Origin of the sequence: Streptomyces sp. NBC_00273, from assembly GCF_036178145.1 — a bacterium.
GTDB lineage: Bacteria > Actinomycetota > Actinomycetes > Streptomycetales > Streptomycetaceae > Streptomyces.
On sequence record NZ_CP108067.1, the window covers coordinates 7,084,468 to 7,099,294 of the forward strand.

Here is a 14,827-nt window from a genome sequence, read left to right on the forward strand (position 1 = left end):
CCCGCTGCTCAGGCGGTGGGGACGGGCGTCCGCGTTTCCTCGTCGGCGGGGCGCCCGGTCCGGTCGCGGCGGTGCCGCAGCCGCACGAGGACCCCGTAGACCAGCAGCGCCACGGTCAGTCCGCCGCCCGCGCCGAAGCAGACGGTCGGGATGATGTCGAGCGGCGTACGGATCCGGTCGAAGAAGTCGAAGAAGCGCAGCACGCGCCGGGTGACCCCGGCCGCCACGCACACCACGAGCAGGGCGAGCGCACCCCAGAGCTCCGCGCGGGAGAGCACCGGCACGGACGCGGGGGCCGGGAGGGCGGGAAGCCGGCGCAGGGCGGTCACCGTGAACCAGAGCAGGGCGCATGCGGCGACGGCCGAAGTGCCGTACTGGAGGAAGGAGTAGCCCGGCAGACCGTAGGCGAGCGGCTCGGCGAGATCGGGCAGTGCGTTCGTGCCCCAGCGGTCGTTGTGCGTGAAGCTGTCCCACGCCACGTGGGTGAGGGACCCGAGGGCCGCCGAGACGTAGAACCAGCCGACGAGCGCGGCCGGCCGGGGACGCTCACGCCACGCCTCGCCCCGCACGAAGGCGTGCGCCCTGCCCCGCCAGCCGCGCGGCAGGAGTGCGATCAGCGGCTCGCGCAACAGGAGCCAGAAGCCCACCAGGACGGCCGTCAGCAGGGCGTCCAGCGTGAGCACGCCCGGCAGCGAGTGCGTGAAGGCCCCGTAGGTCAGGACGCCCTCGACGACCGCGTCCGTGAAGTAGAAGGTGTCCGGCGCGAACGACCCGAGGACGAGCGCCGAGGCGACGAGGGGGCCCCGCGCACGCCCGGTCCGACGGATGGCCGGAAGTACGGCGGCCGCGTGGCTGAGAGTGAACGGCATGGCACCTCTCCTGAGACTTCCCGTGGGCGTTCCTTACTTCGGGCCAATGCTCCCGAAGGGTCCAGACAGTATGCGTGACCTGCTTCGGGACGTGGGGATGTGGTGAATTCCCGCCCTCCTTGCGTGCTGTGTGCAGGGAGTTGACGTAGGGTCACGCGGACGTCGAGGGGGAGGGGTCCGGCTCATGTCGGCTCGAATAATCGGACGCAGGCTGCGCAGGGGAACGACGGCCGCCTTGGTCTCCGCTCTGGTGGTCGCCGCGGTGACGGCGTCCCAGGGCCCGGTGGGCGGGAGCACCGACCGGCTCTCCGCCGCCGGGGAGTCCGCCGCGCAGTCGCAACCGCAGCCGCAACCGGCCGCGGACACGGCCGGCGGCGACTCCGCGTACTTCACCGAACTCCCGCCGCTGGTGAGCCCGCAGCCACCGGACGTGCTGCTGCCGGAGGAGGGGGCGGCGCCGCAGCAGCCGCCGGCGCAGGCGCCGACGGGCCCGCAGGCCGCACCGGCGTCGGTCGTGACCGGGCCGGCGGAAGGGGCGCAGGGGATTCCGGCGAGCGTGCTCGCGGCGTACCTGGGCGCGGAGCAGAAGGTCGGGCGGAGCGACCCGGGTTGCGGACTGCGCTGGCAACTCCTCGCGGCGATCGGCAAGGTGGAGTCCGGGCAGGCGCGCGGCGGGCAGGTCGACGCGGCCGGGACCATGCTGCGGCCGATCCTGGGGCCGGTGCTCGACGGCAACGGCTTCGCGAACATCTCGGACACGGACGGCGGAGCCTACGACGGGGACTCCCGCTACGACCGGGCGGTCGGGCCGATGCAGTTCATCCCCTCCACGTGGGCGGCGTGGGGCCAGGACGCGGACGGCGACGGCCGGCGCAACCCGAACAACGTGCACGACGCGGCCCTGGCGGCCGCCCGTTACCTGTGCGCGGGCAGTCGTGACCTGCGGGTGGACGCGGACCTGGACCGGGCCGTGCTCTCCTACAACCGCTCCACGGAGTACCTGCGCACGGTGCGGTCCTGGTTCACGTACTACCTGAAGGGGACGCACGAGGTCCCGGACCGGCCCGGTACGGGATCGGGCGCACCCGCGACGCAGCCCTCGAGCCCCACCCCGAAGCCGACACCCACGCCGACCCCGGCCCCGACACCCACGCCGAAGCCGACCCCGACGCCTACGCCGGACCCGAAGCCGACGCCTACGCCGACCCCCACGCCGGACCCGAAGCCCACGCCGACGCCCACGCCGACCCCGACCCCAACGCCGGATCCGAAGCCGACGCCTACGCCGACCCCGACGCCTACGCCCAAGCCGGACCCGAAGCCCTCACCGACCCCGACGCCCACTCCCACGCCGACCCCGACGTCCAGCCCGACGCCGAGCTCGTCACGCACGCCGAAGCCCACCGTGTCCCCGTCCTCCACTCCGGCGGTGCCCCGGCCGACCCCGGGGCAGCACACCTAAGGGGTGTCCGGCCGATCAGGCCGGCTCGCGGATCGAGCCCGGGTCAGTCCGTGCAGCCGGGAACCGCCCCGACGGGCCGGCAGTTGTTGGGCGTGTTCTCGAAGATCCGGCTCCTGACGAGGGTCAGGGCGCTGGCATTGGGCCCTTGCCAGACGCCGCCGCCGTTGAGCGCGATGTTGTGCCGCACCTTTGTGTCCGTCAGCGTGGTGGTGCCGTCATTGGTGATGCCGCCACCCGTTTGGCCCGCGCGGTTGTCCGCGATGGTCGTCGAGGAGATGTCCAGCGGAGAGCGGTCGTTGTAGATTCCGCCGCCCTGCTGGTAGGCGCGGTTGCCGTCGATGTGCGAGTTCTTGATGGTCATGGAGACCCCGGCGGTGAAGAGGCCGCCCCCCAGCTCCGTGGCCTGGTTCCGCACCACTTTGGTCTTCTGCAGCAGGGTGGTGCTTCCCGGCCCGTTGTAGATGGCACCACCCCGCTGGGCCGCGCTGTCCCGCACGACGCTGTCGTACATCTCAAGGGTGCTGCTCTGGTTCACGTAGATGGCGCCCCCCTGGTTCGCCGTGCTGTTGGTCACGGTGCTGTGCTTGAGGATGAGCGTCCCGCCGTCCGTGGGCAGGTAGGTGCCGGCGTAGTCGAGATAGCCGCCGCCGGTCGCGGTGACGCCCTCGACGGTCAGGCGCCCGCCGGGGCCGTCGATCTGCGCGATGCGGAAGCCCTCGGTCGCGTCGGGATCCCGTCGGATGGTGGTCTTGTCTCCCAGCAGCGTGACGGTGCCCGTGATCCTGGGCAGGGCGTTGGGGCCGAGACCGCCGGTCGACGCGGGAGTGAGGACGTTGTAGACGCATTTGGGTGCGAGCCGGATGGTGTGCGGTCCGGTGTTGTTGTTCGCGGCGTCGATCGCGTTGTTGAGTGCGGTGACGTCGCACGGAATGGCTGCCAGGGAGGTCGCGTCCGCGGGGTTGCCGAGACTGAGCGCGGCCACGACCGGCACAACCAGGGCCGCGGCCTTGAGTCGACGTCTCTGCATCACTTCTCCGATCATCGCGTGTAATCGTTTGATTACGTTCCGTTGATGATCAGTGTTCCACGGGGTGGGCGTCCCGCCGTGTGCAACGCGGGGGCGGGCGTGCCGGCGGGCGCCGAGATCCCCCCGGGCGGCCCAGTGGTGATCTGCGGCCCGAACGGTTCTCATCTCGCCCCCGCGTTGCTACGGTGCCCCATCTCTGACGCCTCATCAGATTTCGGAGCCCCGGCATGCGCGCATTCGTCGCCGCCGCCATCGGCCTCGCGGCCGCACTGGCCCTCGTGTTCGCCGTCACGGCGTTCGGGGTGCCCGAAGGCGAGACCTCACCCAAGCCCCTGCTCACCACCGCGCCCCCCGCGCCCGGAAAGTAGAGGAGGGCCCGGCCGTGCGACGCAGAGCGAGCCTTGTCCTGCTGGCCCTCGCCGTGTTCTGCGCAGCCCTCGCGCCGCTGCTGCGCTGGTACGCGTACCCCCGCCTCGCCAAGATCCCGCCGAACCAGTACCAGGAGATGGTCCTGGAGGCGAAGGACGCCACGCTCCTCGACTACACCGGCGGCATGCAGCCGAAGCAGGTCGACAAGGTCACCATCGTCCAGACCCTCAAGGGCAACGTCGAGGCGTCGAAGGAGATAGAGGCGAGCGCGGGCAAGGACGTCGTCGTCTGGGACACGCTGTCCTACATCATCGGCCCGGACGGGAAGATGGTCTCCCAGATCCCCGAGCGCTACGTCTTCGACGCGCACACCCAGGATCCGGTCCACGCCACCGGGGAGATGGTCGACGGGGACCCCGTCAAGCGCGAGGGCATCGAGTTCAAGTGGCCCTTCTTCACCGAGCCGCGCGACTACCTCTACTTCGACGCGCAGACCCGCACCTCCTCGCCGATCCACTACGTCGGGCCGCGCACGTTCAAGGGCATGGACGTCTACTACTTCGAGCAGACCGTCCCGTGGACCAAGGTCGCCATGCCCAAGAAGATGCCGATCGAGGGCATCGACCCGTCGACGATCGAGGCGGCCACCGGGACCACCCTCTGGTACACGGTCAAGGCGAGGTTCTGGGTCGACCCGGTGACCGGCGCGCCCGTCAACGCCGAGCAGGACATCCAGCAGGAGATGCGCGGCGGCATCGCGGCCGGCGGCCCCGACGGCAAGCTCACCGCGTTCGCCGGACACGTCACCATGCGCGAGGACTACTCCGACTACACGGTCGACCTCGTCAGGTCGAACCGTACGAAGGTCCTCGCGCTGCACACCTACGCGCCGATCGGGCTGGCCGCCGGCGGGCTCGTACTGCTCGGCGTGGCGCTGTGGCTGGAGGCCCGCGGCCGCCGCGTCAGCGCCTGAGCCGGGCGTTGGTGTGCCGGGTGGGCTCGGCGGTGGCCGGGTCCTCGGGCCAGGGGTGCTTGGGGTAGCGGCCGCGCAGCTCCGCGCGCACGGCCCGGTAGCCGCCCTGCCAGAAGGAGGCGAGGTCGGCGGTGACGGCGGCGGGCCGGCCGGCCGGCGACAGCAGGTGCACCAGCACCGGTACGCCGGCCACCCGCGGGGTCTCGGCCAGCCCGAACAGCTCCTGCAGCTTCACCGCGAGCACCGGCTGGCCGTGCTCGGCGGAGTAGTCCACCCGGATCCGGGATCCGCTGGGCACCTCCAGGCGTTCCGGAGCCAGCTCGTCCAGCCGGACGGCCTCTCCGGTGGCCCACGGCAGCAGCCGGTTCAGGGCCTGCCCGGCGTCGATCCGCCCGAGGTCGGCGCGGCGCCGGGCCCGGGACAGCTCGGGCTCCAGCCAGTCGTCGGCCCGCTCCAGCAGGGCCCGGTCCTCGGCCACGTCGGGCCAGGCACCGCCGAGCGTGCGGTGCAGGAAGCCGAGGCGGGCCCGGAGGGTCAGTGCGTCCGGGGACCAGCGCAGCAGGCCGAGCCCCTCGGCGCGCAGCCCGTCGAGGAGCGCGGCCCGGACGAGCGCCGGATCGGGGGTGCGCAGCGGACGTACGGACAGTTCGATCGCCCCGAGGCGTTCGGCGGCGCGGGCGACGAGGTCGCCGTCCTCCCAGCGGACCTCTTCCCCCGCGGTGAGCAGGTGCGCGGCGGCGGCGCGGGCGGTGTCCTCGTCGATGACGGCGCCGAGGCGGACCCGGGCGGACGCGGAATGCGGCGGCCTGTCGGCGACGGCGACGGCCAGCCAGGATGCTTGGCGCAGGCCCGATCCGTCGCCGAGCTCGGCCGCGGTGCCGTTGGCCATGAGGAAGGCCCCCTCACCCCTGGCTTTCGCCACCCGTTCGGGGAAGGCCAGGGCCGCGATCAGGCCTGCGGCGGCATCGTCGGGTGCAGCGCCGCTGCCGGGGCTCCGCCCCGAACCCCGCGCCTCGAACGCCGGCGAGGCTGATTCTTCAGCCCCGGCGGCGTTCGAGGCGCGGGGGTACGGAGGTTCGGCGGTGCGCCCCGCGGGGGAAGCGGCACGCTCCAGGCGGCGGGCCTCCGCGCGCCAGCGGGCCGCGTAGCCGTCGCCGCCGGCGCGGGCCCGCCGCCAGGCGCCGGCCAGGTCGTCCCCGTACTCCCGCGGCGGCTCCTCGCTCAGCAGGGCCACCACCTCCGCCGCCCGGCGGGCACCGAGCGCGGCGGAGCCGTCCAGCAGGGCCCGGGCCAGCCGCGGGTGCAGCCCGAGCCGGGCCATCCGCTGCCCGCGCGCGGTGACCGCACCGGCCGGGGACACCGCGCCGACGGCCACCAGCACCTCCCGCGCCGCGGCCATGGCCCCCGCCGGCGGCGGGTCCAGCAGGGCCAGCCCGGTCGCGTCCGGGTCCCCCCAGCAGGCGGCCTGCAGGGCGAACTGCGCCAGGTCGGCGATGCGGATCTCCGGCGACGGGAACGCGGCCAGCCGGCCGTCCTCCGCCTCGGCCCAGCAGCGGTACACCGTGCCCGGCGCCTCGCGCCCGGCCCGGCCCGCCCGCTGGCGCCCGGCCGCTCGGGACGCCCGTACGGTCGCCAGTGCGCCCAGCCCCCGCGCGTGGTCCACGCGGGGCTCGCGGGCCAGCCCGGAGTCCACCACCACGCGCACCCCGGGGACGGTCAAGCTCGACTCCGCCACGGCGGTGGACAGGATCACCCTGCGGTGATCGGCGACGGAGAGCGCCGCGTCCTGGACCGCCGCCGGGGCCCGGCCGTGGATCTGGAGCACCTCCGCGTCCACTCCGCCCAGCTGGCCGGCGACCCGGGCGATCTCGCCGACGCCGGGCAGGAAGCACAGGACGTCGCCGTCGCGCTCGGCCAGCGCCCGCCGCACCACCGAGGCCACGTGCGTCAGCTGCGCCGGATCCACCCGCATCCCGTGCGGGGGCCGCACCGGCCGGGCCGGCGGGGCCCAGACCGTCTCCACGGGGTACGAGACGCCCGCCGCCTCCACCACCGGCGCACCGCCCAGTACGCGCGCCCAGCCGGCGGAGTCCGTCGTCGCCGAGGCCGCCACCAGCCGCAGTTCCGGGCGCAGGGTCTCCCGTACGTCGAGGAGGAAGGCGGCGACCGTGTCGGCGTCCAGGTGCCGCTCGTGGCACTCGTCCAGGACCACCACGTCCACCCCGGTCAGCTCCTGGTCGCGCTGGAGGCGCTGGAGCAGCACTCCGGTGGTCACCACCTCCACCACGGTGTCCGGGCCCGCCACCCGTTCCCCGCGCACGGTGAAGCCGACCGCACCGCCGACCTGCTCGCCCAGCAGCCAGGCCATCCGGCGCGCCGCGGCCCGGGCGGCGATCCGCCGGGGCTCGGCGACGACCACCCGGCGCCGCGGGCCGCCGCCCACCAGCCCGGCCAGCACCAGCGGCACCAGCGTGGTCTTGCCGGTGCCGGGCGGGGCGCAGAGCACCGCCGTGCCGTGGCCGTCCAGTGCCGAGACGAGGGCGGGCACGGCCTCCCGCACGGGCAGGGCGTCGAGGGCGGCGGTACGGATCACGTCAGTCGCGCTCGCAGACGAAGATCGCGGTGCCCGGGATCAGGTTGCCGCGCAGCGGGGACCAGCCGCCCCATTCCTGGCTGTTCCACTCCGGCCACTCGGGCTCGACCAGGTCGAGCAGGCGGAAGCCGCCCGCCACCACGTCGCGCACCCGGTCGCCGATCGTGCGGTGGTGCTCCACGTACACGGCGCGGCCCTGCTCGTCCTGTTCCACGTACGCGGTGCGGTCGAAGTAGGAGGCGGCGACGGACAGCCCCTCGGGTCCGGGCTCGTCGGGGAAGGCCCAGCGGACGGGGTGGGTCACGGAGAAGACCCAGCGGCCGCCGGGGCGCAGCACGCGGTGCACCTCGCGCATGACGTTGACGGGGTCGGCGACGAAGGGGACGGCGCCGTAGGCGGAGCAGGCCAGGTCGAAGGAACCGGCGCGGAACGGCAGCCGTCCGGCGTCGGCCTCGACCAGCGGGAGGTCGTCGCCGATGCGCAGGGCGTGCTGGAGCTGGCGGTGGGAGAGGTCGAGGGCGACCGGGCGGGCGCCCTGGGCGGCCAGCCAGCGCGAGCACTGGGCTGCGCCGGCGCCGATCTCCAGGACGTCCTTGTCCCTGAGGGAGGCGGCGGGGCCGAGGAGGGCCGCCTCCGCCTCGTCGAGCCCCTCGGGTCCCCACACGAAGCGGTCGTCGCCGAGGAAGGCGCCGTGGTCGCTCTGGTACTCGTCGGCGTTGCGGTCCCACCAGCTGCGGCTCGCCCGGCTGCTCTCCGCTTCCCCCGCGTCACGCCGTGTGGCCTCGGGGTCTTCCACGGAGACCGGATCGGCTTCGGACGCTACTTCGGAGGCGTAGTCCTCTTGGTTCATGGGGCCCGTCGTCGTAGTCTGCGAATGTCTTCTGAATGTGGCAGGAAGCGCCAGGAGGGGCTTCCCGCCCATGAATTGTGCCGGTTGTGCGGCGATCCGCCCGGGGTGTGCGCCTTCGCGCATTGACCCTGTCCGGCTGCCCCCGTATGCTACAAGTTGCGCTGCGAGCCTGTGCTCCTCAGACCTAGCAGGCTGCGCTTGCATCTGTTGATGTCCCCTCGGTTTTCGAGGCCCCACCGCTCTTCGCGGAAGGGGGTCTCCTTGGCTGTCCGGCTTCTTCGGCAGATGCCGATAAGGGCTCCCGGCGTAGCAGTACCTACGACTTTCTGTCCGTAACCGGAGCCCTTTCCCACATGACGAGCAGCACCGAGACCACCTCTACCACTCCGCAGGTAGCGGTCAACGACATCGGTAACGAGGAAGCCTTCCTCGCCGCGATCGACGAGACGATCAAGTACTTCAACGACGGCGACATCGTCGACGGCGTCATCGTGAAGGTCGACCGGGACGAGGTCCTGCTCGACATCGGTTACAAGACCGAAGGCGTGATCCCGAGCCGTGAGCTCTCGATCAAGCACGACGTCGACCCGAACGAGGTCGTCAAGGTCGGCGACGAGATCGAGGCCCTGGTTCTCCAGAAGGAGGACAAGGAAGGCCGTCTGATCCTGTCCAAGAAGCGCGCTCAGTACGAGCGTGCCTGGGGCACGATCGAGAAGATCAAGGAAGAAGACGGCATCGTCACCGGTACCGTCATCGAGGTCGTCAAGGGTGGTCTCATCCTCGACATCGGCCTCCGCGGCTTCCTGCCGGCCTCTCTCGTCGAGATGCGTCGTGTCCGCGACCTCCAGCCCTACGTGGGCAAGGAGCTCGAGGCGAAGATCATCGAGCTGGACAAGAACCGCAACAACGTGGTCCTGTCCCGCCGCGCCTGGCTGGAGCAGACCCAGTCCGAGGTTCGCCAGACGTTCCTCACCACCCTGCAGAAGGGTCAGGTCCGCTCCGGCGTCGTTTCCTCGATCGTCAACTTCGGTGCCTTCGTGGACCTGGGTGGCGTCGACGGTCTCGTCCACGTCTCCGAGCTGTCTTGGAAGCACATCGACCACCCGTCCGAGGTTGTCGAGGTCGGCCAGGAAGTCACCGTCGAGGTCCTCGACGTCGACATGGACCGCGAGCGTGTCTCCCTGTCGCTGAAGGCGACGCAGGAGGACCCGTGGCAGCAGTTCGCCCGGACCCACCAGATCGGTCAGGTCGTCCCGGGTAAGGTCACCAAGCTGGTTCCGTTCGGTGCGTTCGTCCGCGTGGACGAGGGCATCGAGGGCCTGGTCCACATCTCCGAGCTGGCCGAGCGCCACGTGGAGATCCCGGAGCAGGTCGTCCAGGTCAACGACGAGATCTTCGTCAAGGTCATCGACATCGACCTCGAGCGTCGCCGGATCTCGCTGTCGCTGAAGCAGGCCAACGAGTCCTTCGGTGCCGACCCGGCGTCGGTCGAGTTCGACCCGACCCTGTACGGCATGGCCGCGTCTTACGACGACCAGGGCAACTACATCTACCCCGAGGGCTTCGACCCCGAGACCAACGACTGGCTCGAGGGCTTCGACAAGCAGCGCGAGGCCTGGGAGACCCAGTACGCCGAGGCGCAGCAGCGCTTCGAGCAGCACCAGGCTCAGGTCATCAAGAGCCGCGAGGCCGACGAGGCCGCTGCTGCCGAGGGCGCTGCCGCCCCGGCCGCCGGTGGCAACGCCGGTGCGGGCATCTCGGGTGGTTCGTACTCCTCGGAGTCGGACGAGACCTCCGGCGCCCTGGCGTCGGACGAGGCCCTGGCCGCGCTCCGCGAGAAGCTGGCCGGCGGCCAGAGCTGATCGCAGCGCGCATCACACTCCGGTGTGAGCCGAGCTGAACTGCGTTGAACGGCAAGGCCCGTCCCCTTCGGGGGGCGGGCCTTACCGCGTTTCCCACCGCGTTTCCCCGTCCGGTCTCCCGCGTGATCCGTTGCGTTCCTGTGAATGAGGCCAACTGGGGAATGGCCGGGCCGCCTTGGACGTTCTTGGCTGAGAACGAGGCGAGGAGGAGTGGTGACGGTGCTTGATCCACAGGGTTTGTACGAATGGGACGCCAAGGGCCTGGCGGTGGCCGACCTGGCGGTCGCCCAGGACTCGGCCGGGCTGGTCATGCTGTACCACTTCGAGGGGTACATCGACGCGGGTGAGGCCGGCGAGCAGATCGTCGAGCGGCTCCTGGACACGCTGCCCCACCAGGTGGTCGCCCGGTTCGACGCGGACCGGCTGGTGGACTACCGGGCCCGGCGGCCGCTGCTGACCTTCCAGCGCGACCACTGGACGGAGTTCGAGGAGCCCCGGCTGGAGGTCCGGCTCGTCCAGGACGCCACCGGAGCGCCCTTCCTGCTGCTGTCCGGCCCGGAGCCGGACGTGGAGTGGGAGCGCTTCGCCGTTGCCGTCCGGCAGATCGTCGAGCGCCTCGGCGTGCGGCTCTCGGTCAACTTCCACGGCATCCCGATGGGCGTCCCGCACACCCGTCCCGTGGGCATCACCCCGCACGGCAACCGCACCGACCTCATGCCGGGCCACCGCAGCCCCTTCGACGAGGCCCAGGTACCGGGCAGCGCGGAGTCCCTGGTGGAGTTCCGCCTGGCCCAGGCCGGGCACGACGTGCTGGGCGTCGCCGCGCACGTGCCGCACTACGTGGCGCGCTCGGCGTACCCGGACGCCGCGCTGACGGTGCTGGAGTCGATCACGGCGGCGACCGGTCTGGTGCTCCCGGCCGTGGCGCACGCCCTGCGCACCGAGGCGCACCGCACACAGACGGAGATCGACCGGCAGATCCGGGAGGGCGACGAGGAGCTGGTCAGCCTGGTGCAGGGGCTGGAGCACCAGTACGACGCGGCCGCCGGGGCCGAGACCCGGGGCAACATGATCGCCGAGCCGGCGGAGCTGCCGTCCGCGGACGAGATCGGCCGCGAGTTCGAGCGGTTCCTGGCGGAGCGCGAGGGCGAGAACTGACGTACGAGCGGGGCCCCCTATGCTGCGGGGCATGCTGAAAGTAGGCCTGACGGGCGGAATCGGTGCCGGCAAGAGCGAGGTCTCGCGACTGCTGGCGGGGTACGGGGCGATCGTGGTCGACGCCGATCGGATCGCGCGCGAGGTCGTGGAGCCCGGTACGCCGGGGCTCGCGGCCGTCGTGGCGGCCTTCGGGGAGTCGGTGCTGACGGCGGAGGGGACGCTGGACCGGCCGAAGCTGGGGTCCATCGTGTTCGCGGACCCGGCGAAGCTCCAGACCCTCAACGCGATCGTGCATCCCCTGGTGGGGGCCCGGTCGGCGGAGCTGGAAGCCGCCGCGGGGGCCGACGCGATCGTGGTGCACGACGTACCGCTGCTCGCCGAGAACGGCCTGGCGCCCCTCTACGACCTGGTCGTGGTCGTGGACGCGGCCCCGGCGACCCAGCTGGCGCGGCTGACCGCGCTGCGCGGGATGGCCGAGGAGGAGGCGCGGGCCCGGATGGCCGCACAGGCGACCCGGGAGCAGCGGCTCGCGGTGGCGACCCTCGTGATCGACAACGACGGGCCGCTGGAGGCGCTGGAGCCGCAGGTGCGCAAGGTGTGGGACGAGCTCACGGTGCGGGCGGCGGGCGGGGCCGCCTGACGCGTCCGGCCGATGTGTCCGCCCGATGTGTCCGCCCGGTGCGCCGGGCTTCCGCGTGCGGCTGACGTGTGCATGGAATAGCGGGTGGGGCGGGGGCGTTGAACGCGCCCGGAGAGGGAAGGATTTCGAACGTGTCCGAAACCACGCGCCCCACCCCGTCCAGCCCGGAAACCCACGTCATCGACTACCGGGCCGCCGAGCAGCTGCTCGCCGCCCGGGACCCGCGCGGCGCGGTCAAGCTGCTCGACTCGGTCATAGCCGCCCACCCGGAGAACACGGCGGCGCGGCTGCTGCGCGCCCGGGCCTTCTTCGCGGCGGCGCAACTGCGACCGGCCGAGCTGGAGTTCGAGCTGGTGCTGGAGCGGGAGCCGGACAACGCCTTCGCCCACTTCGCGCTGGCCCGTACGTTCGAGCGCTCGGGCCGGCCCGAGCAGGCGCGCAGGCACTTCCGCCTCGCCGCGGCCCTCGACCCCCGGCCCGATTACCTGGCGGCCGCCCGCTTCGAGGGCCCGGCCGCGGAGGGCGGGCCCGAAGCCGACCCGGCCTGACTCACCGGCTGCGGGGCGGCACGTACGGAGGGATGTCCGGGCCGGGCTGGTAGTGGGGCCCCTGGTGGATGTGGCGCACGATCATGCACAGGTCCACGACCACGACCACCGCCAGCGCCCCGCAGGCGGCCGCCCAACCGGGACGGCCCACCAGCGAGAACAAGGCCGTGCCGGCGGCAGCCCAGACCAGACCCCAGACACCCAGCCAGAACCGCAGCCGCAGCGGACTGCGCGCGGTCACCGGCTCATTCCCGGAACGCATGGCCATCGCCTCTCCTGTCCATGGTCCCACCCCTGCCGGGTCAGGGGTTGAGCTTGTTCACGGCCTTGGTGGTCGTCTTCTTGAAGGCGGCGACCGGGGCGTGGGACAGGTCGCCCATCTCGCCCCACTGCACGACGGTCACGGTGGAGCCGTCGCGCCCGATCCCGTACAGGTGCACGCCCGGCTCGGATTCGGGGACCGAGGTGTGGACGCCGTAGACGTGCGCGCCCTCCTCGACGGGGAGGGTGCCGTAGTCCTGCCAGGAGGCGGTGCCGCCCGGGGTCGCCCGCAGCCAGTCGGCGGCGCAGGCGGCGACCTTGCGCTCCAGGACGCCGGCGAGCCTGGCCGCCGCGGAGGGCGAGGAGGACCGTACGGAGACCTGCACGGCGCCGGTGTCGTACTCGGTGCCGAAGACGCGGTGCCAGCTGCCCGCGGCCGGGAGCACGCCCTCCAGGCAGAACGGCGCGGACTCGGGCAGCCCCGCGGTGACCGCGCCGGCGTACCAGGGCGAGGTGGGGTGCGGCGGAAGGTCGGTGCCGGCCAGGAAGCCGGGCGCGGCGGCGGCCGCGGCGGAGGTGGAGGCGGAGGCGGTCAGGACGAGGGCGGCCGCCGCCGCGACGAGTGCGGTGGTGAGCGCGCTGGCGGTGGCGGTGCCGGAACGTCGGAACATGGTCGGTTCTCCCCGTGAGCGTCGTGGTGGTGCGTGCCTGACGAGCCTGTTCCCCGGACGGCGCGGCGGGCGACGGATCGCGGCGAATCCGGGACGCTGGAACGGCCGTACGCGCCGTCACCTGGGGGAACACCTCATGCATGGAACGCGGTCGCGGGACGCGGAACGGGGGAGAGCGTGAGCGAGGCCGAGAACTTCGCACGGCTGATGCGGGAGCTGAAGGAGCGTGCCGGGCTCAGTTACGGCGCCTTGGCGCGCCGGTTGCACACGAGTACGTCGACGCTGCACCGGTACTGCAAGGGGGAGGCGCTGCCGGCGGAGTTCGCGGTGGTGGACCGCTTCGCCCGGGCCTGCGGGGCAACGCGGGAGGAGGCGCTGGACCTGCACCGGGCGTGGCTGCTGGCGGACGCGCGGCGGCGCGCGGCGGCCGCGGAGGGGCTGGTGCCGGTGCCGGTGCCAGTGCCGGCGTCGGAGTCGGAGTCGGAGCCGGAGCCGACCGTGGTGGTGACGCCGGACCCCGAGCCCGAGCCCGAGCCGGAGCCGGTGGCCCGAGGGGCCTGGTACCGGCGGCGGGCGGCCGTGGTCGCCGCCGCGGGGGTGACGGCCGGTGCGGTTGCGGTGGCGCTGCTGGCGGCGGCCGGCCCCGGGCCGGGCGCACCGCACGCGGGCGGGAGCACGGGGCCGGGTTCGGGTTCGGGTACGAGTGCGCCGCCGTTCGTGGGATCGGGGTCCGCCTCGGCACCGGCATCGACGGGCGCACCGGAACCGACGCCACCGGCCGGCGCGACCGGGTCGGCCGGGGCGACGGCCGCGGTGCCCGCCCCGTCCTCCGCTTCACCGCCGGCGTCGGCCCCGGGCCGGGACCCGGTCGCACCCCTCAAGGCGGCGGTGCGGTCGCACGTGTGGACCGCGGGTTGCGATCACGCCTACCTCTCCGAGCGCGGTCCGGGATCGGTGCCCCCGCCGCCCGTGGAGGCGGACGCGCCCGCCTGGGCGTCGGCGCAGCGCGCCGTGCACGCCGGGACGCAGATCGTGGAGGTCACCCTGCACGGCACGGGCGAGGGCGCCGTGGTCCTGGAGGATCTGGAGGTACGGGTGGCCGCCCGCCGCAAGCCGCCGGCGTGGAACGTCTACCAGATGTCGCAGGGCTGCGGCGGCGGGCTCACCCCTGCCGCGTTCGCCGTCAATCTGGACGCGCCGCGCCCGCTGGCCCGGCCCGTCGCCGGGAACGACGGCGGCAACGCGCTGCCCGCCCCGTCCTTCCCCCTGCGCGTCTCGGCGGCCGAACCGGCCGTCCTGCGCGTGGAGGCGGCCACCACGGGATGCGACTGCGACTGGTCCCTCGACCTGCGGTGGACCGGTCCGTCCGGATCGGGCACCCTCCGCATCGACGAGGGCGGGCGGCCGCTGCGCACGAGCGCCGCCCCCGGCCGGCCCGTGTACGGGTACGCGCTGGAGCAGGGCCGCTGGGCCCGCTGAACCGCAGGTCAGAGGGCGTTGTCGGTGGTCGCGCCTAGACTCGTCGGCAGAGGGGACCGGCAGAT

General features: G+C 73.1%; 14 protein-coding genes. 8 read left to right on the plus strand and 6 right to left on the minus strand.

Annotated features, from left to right (window positions below; translation table 11 throughout):
• Positions 1-8: 8 nt before the first annotated feature.
• Positions 9-869 carry a DUF4184 family protein gene (locus OG386_RS31610; protein ID WP_328790928.1) on the minus strand — a complete coding sequence of 287 codons (861 nt, stop codon included), beginning with the start codon at positions 867-869 and terminating at the stop codon, positions 9-11.
• Between the two features lie 184 nt (positions 870-1,053).
• Here OG386_RS31610 and OG386_RS31615 point away from each other — a divergent pair, with 184 nt between their 5' ends.
• A complete protein-coding gene (locus OG386_RS31615; RefSeq protein ID WP_328790929.1) occupies positions 1,054-2,331 on the plus strand; it encodes a lytic transglycosylase domain-containing protein in 1,278 nt (425 codons plus the stop codon).
• A 43-nt stretch (positions 2,332-2,374) separates the two neighbouring features.
• Here the strand turns inward: OG386_RS31615 and OG386_RS31620 are convergent, their stop codons facing one another.
• A complete protein-coding gene (locus OG386_RS31620) occupies positions 2,375-3,358 on the minus strand; it encodes a hypothetical protein (protein WP_328790930.1) in 984 nt (327 codons plus the stop codon).
• A 227-nt stretch (positions 3,359-3,585) separates the two neighbouring features.
• Between OG386_RS31620 and OG386_RS31625 the strand changes: the two genes are divergently transcribed.
• Both OG386_RS31625 and OG386_RS31630 read left to right on the plus strand, forming a co-directional pair.
• A complete protein-coding gene (locus OG386_RS31625; protein ID WP_328790931.1) occupies positions 3,586-3,726 on the plus strand; it encodes an SPW_0924 family protein in 141 nt (46 codons plus the stop codon).
• A 14-nt stretch (positions 3,727-3,740) separates the two neighbouring features.
• Complete coding sequence (locus OG386_RS31630; protein ID WP_328790932.1) at positions 3,741-4,700, plus strand: DUF3068 domain-containing protein; 960 nt, start codon at positions 3,741-3,743, stop codon at positions 4,698-4,700.
• Here OG386_RS31630 and hrpB read toward each other — a convergent pair.
• Positions 4,690-7,293 carry an ATP-dependent helicase HrpB gene (hrpB, locus tag OG386_RS31635; RefSeq protein WP_328790933.1) on the minus strand — a complete coding sequence of 868 codons (2,604 nt, stop codon included), beginning with the start codon at positions 7,291-7,293 and terminating at the stop codon, positions 4,690-4,692. The genes OG386_RS31630 and hrpB overlap by 11 nt on opposite strands.
• 1 nt (position 7,294) lies before the next feature.
• On the minus strand, positions 7,295-8,143 hold the full coding sequence (locus tag OG386_RS31640; RefSeq protein WP_266597839.1) for a class I SAM-dependent methyltransferase: 849 nt from the start codon (positions 8,141-8,143) through the stop codon (positions 7,295-7,297).
• Between the two features lie 353 nt (positions 8,144-8,496).
• On the opposite strand from OG386_RS31640, the gene rpsA reads away from it, so the two are divergent.
• From rpsA to OG386_RS31660, 4 genes are all read left to right on the plus strand, one after another.
• Entirely contained in the window at positions 8,497-10,005 is a 1,509-nt protein-coding gene (rpsA, locus tag OG386_RS31645; protein ID WP_030010959.1) for a 30S ribosomal protein S1, read from the plus strand.
• A gap of 219 nt (positions 10,006-10,224) precedes the next feature.
• Positions 10,225-11,163: a PAC2 family protein gene (locus OG386_RS31650; protein WP_328790934.1), complete on the plus strand. Its 939-nt coding sequence runs from the start codon at positions 10,225-10,227 to the stop codon at positions 11,161-11,163.
• Between the two features lie 31 nt (positions 11,164-11,194).
• Complete coding sequence (gene coaE, locus OG386_RS31655; protein ID WP_266597843.1) at positions 11,195-11,803, plus strand: dephospho-CoA kinase; 609 nt, start codon at positions 11,195-11,197, stop codon at positions 11,801-11,803.
• Positions 11,804-11,934: 131 nt separating this feature from the next.
• Positions 11,935-12,351, plus strand: coding sequence for a tetratricopeptide repeat protein (locus OG386_RS31660; protein WP_328790935.1), 417 nt, complete (start codon positions 11,935-11,937; stop codon positions 12,349-12,351).
• Position 12,352: 1 nt separating this feature from the next.
• On the opposite strand, the gene OG386_RS31665 is transcribed toward OG386_RS31660, so the two are convergent.
• Both OG386_RS31665 and OG386_RS31670 read right to left on the minus strand, forming a co-directional pair.
• Positions 12,353-12,613, minus strand: a complete 261-nt coding sequence (locus OG386_RS31665) for a DUF6343 family protein (RefSeq protein ID WP_327386053.1) — start codon at positions 12,611-12,613, stop codon at positions 12,353-12,355.
• 40 nt (positions 12,614-12,653) lie between these two features.
• Positions 12,654-13,283 (minus strand): hypothetical protein, encoded by a 630-nt coding sequence (locus OG386_RS31670; RefSeq protein ID WP_328790936.1) that lies wholly within the window; start codon positions 13,281-13,283, stop codon positions 12,654-12,656.
• Positions 13,284-13,460: 177 nt separating this feature from the next.
• On the opposite strand from OG386_RS31670, the gene OG386_RS31675 reads away from it, so the two are divergent.
• On the plus strand, positions 13,461-14,762 hold the full coding sequence (locus OG386_RS31675) for a helix-turn-helix domain-containing protein (protein ID WP_328790937.1): 1,302 nt from the start codon (positions 13,461-13,463) through the stop codon (positions 14,760-14,762).
• The last annotated feature ends 65 nt before the right edge of the window (positions 14,763-14,827 follow it).

What these genes read in the sequence shown, in the direction of transcription:
- OG386_RS31610 (WP_328790928.1), bottom strand. Translation starts at nt 869, where the DNA reads ATGCCGTTCACTCTCAGCCACGCGGCCGCCGTACTTCCGGCCATCCGT.
- OG386_RS31615 (WP_328790929.1), top strand. Translation starts at nt 1,054, where the DNA reads ATGTCGGCTCGAATAATCGGACGCAGGCTGCGCAGGGGAACGACGGCC.
- OG386_RS31620 (WP_328790930.1), bottom strand. Translation starts at nt 3,358, where the DNA reads ATGCAGAGACGTCGACTCAAGGCCGCGGCCCTGGTTGTGCCGGTCGTG.
- OG386_RS31625 (WP_328790931.1), top strand. Translation starts at nt 3,586, where the DNA reads ATGCGCGCATTCGTCGCCGCCGCCATCGGCCTCGCGGCCGCACTGGCC.
- OG386_RS31640 (WP_266597839.1), bottom strand. Translation starts at nt 8,143, where the DNA reads ATGAACCAAGAGGACTACGCCTCCGAAGTAGCGTCCGAAGCCGATCCG.
- rpsA (WP_030010959.1), top strand. Translation starts at nt 8,497, where the DNA reads ATGACGAGCAGCACCGAGACCACCTCTACCACTCCGCAGGTAGCGGTC.
- coaE (WP_266597843.1), top strand. Translation starts at nt 11,195, where the DNA reads ATGCTGAAAGTAGGCCTGACGGGCGGAATCGGTGCCGGCAAGAGCGAG.
- OG386_RS31665 (WP_327386053.1), bottom strand. Translation starts at nt 12,613, where the DNA reads ATGCGTTCCGGGAATGAGCCGGTGACCGCGCGCAGTCCGCTGCGGCTG.
- OG386_RS31670 (WP_328790936.1), bottom strand. Translation starts at nt 13,283, where the DNA reads ATGTTCCGACGTTCCGGCACCGCCACCGCCAGCGCGCTCACCACCGCA.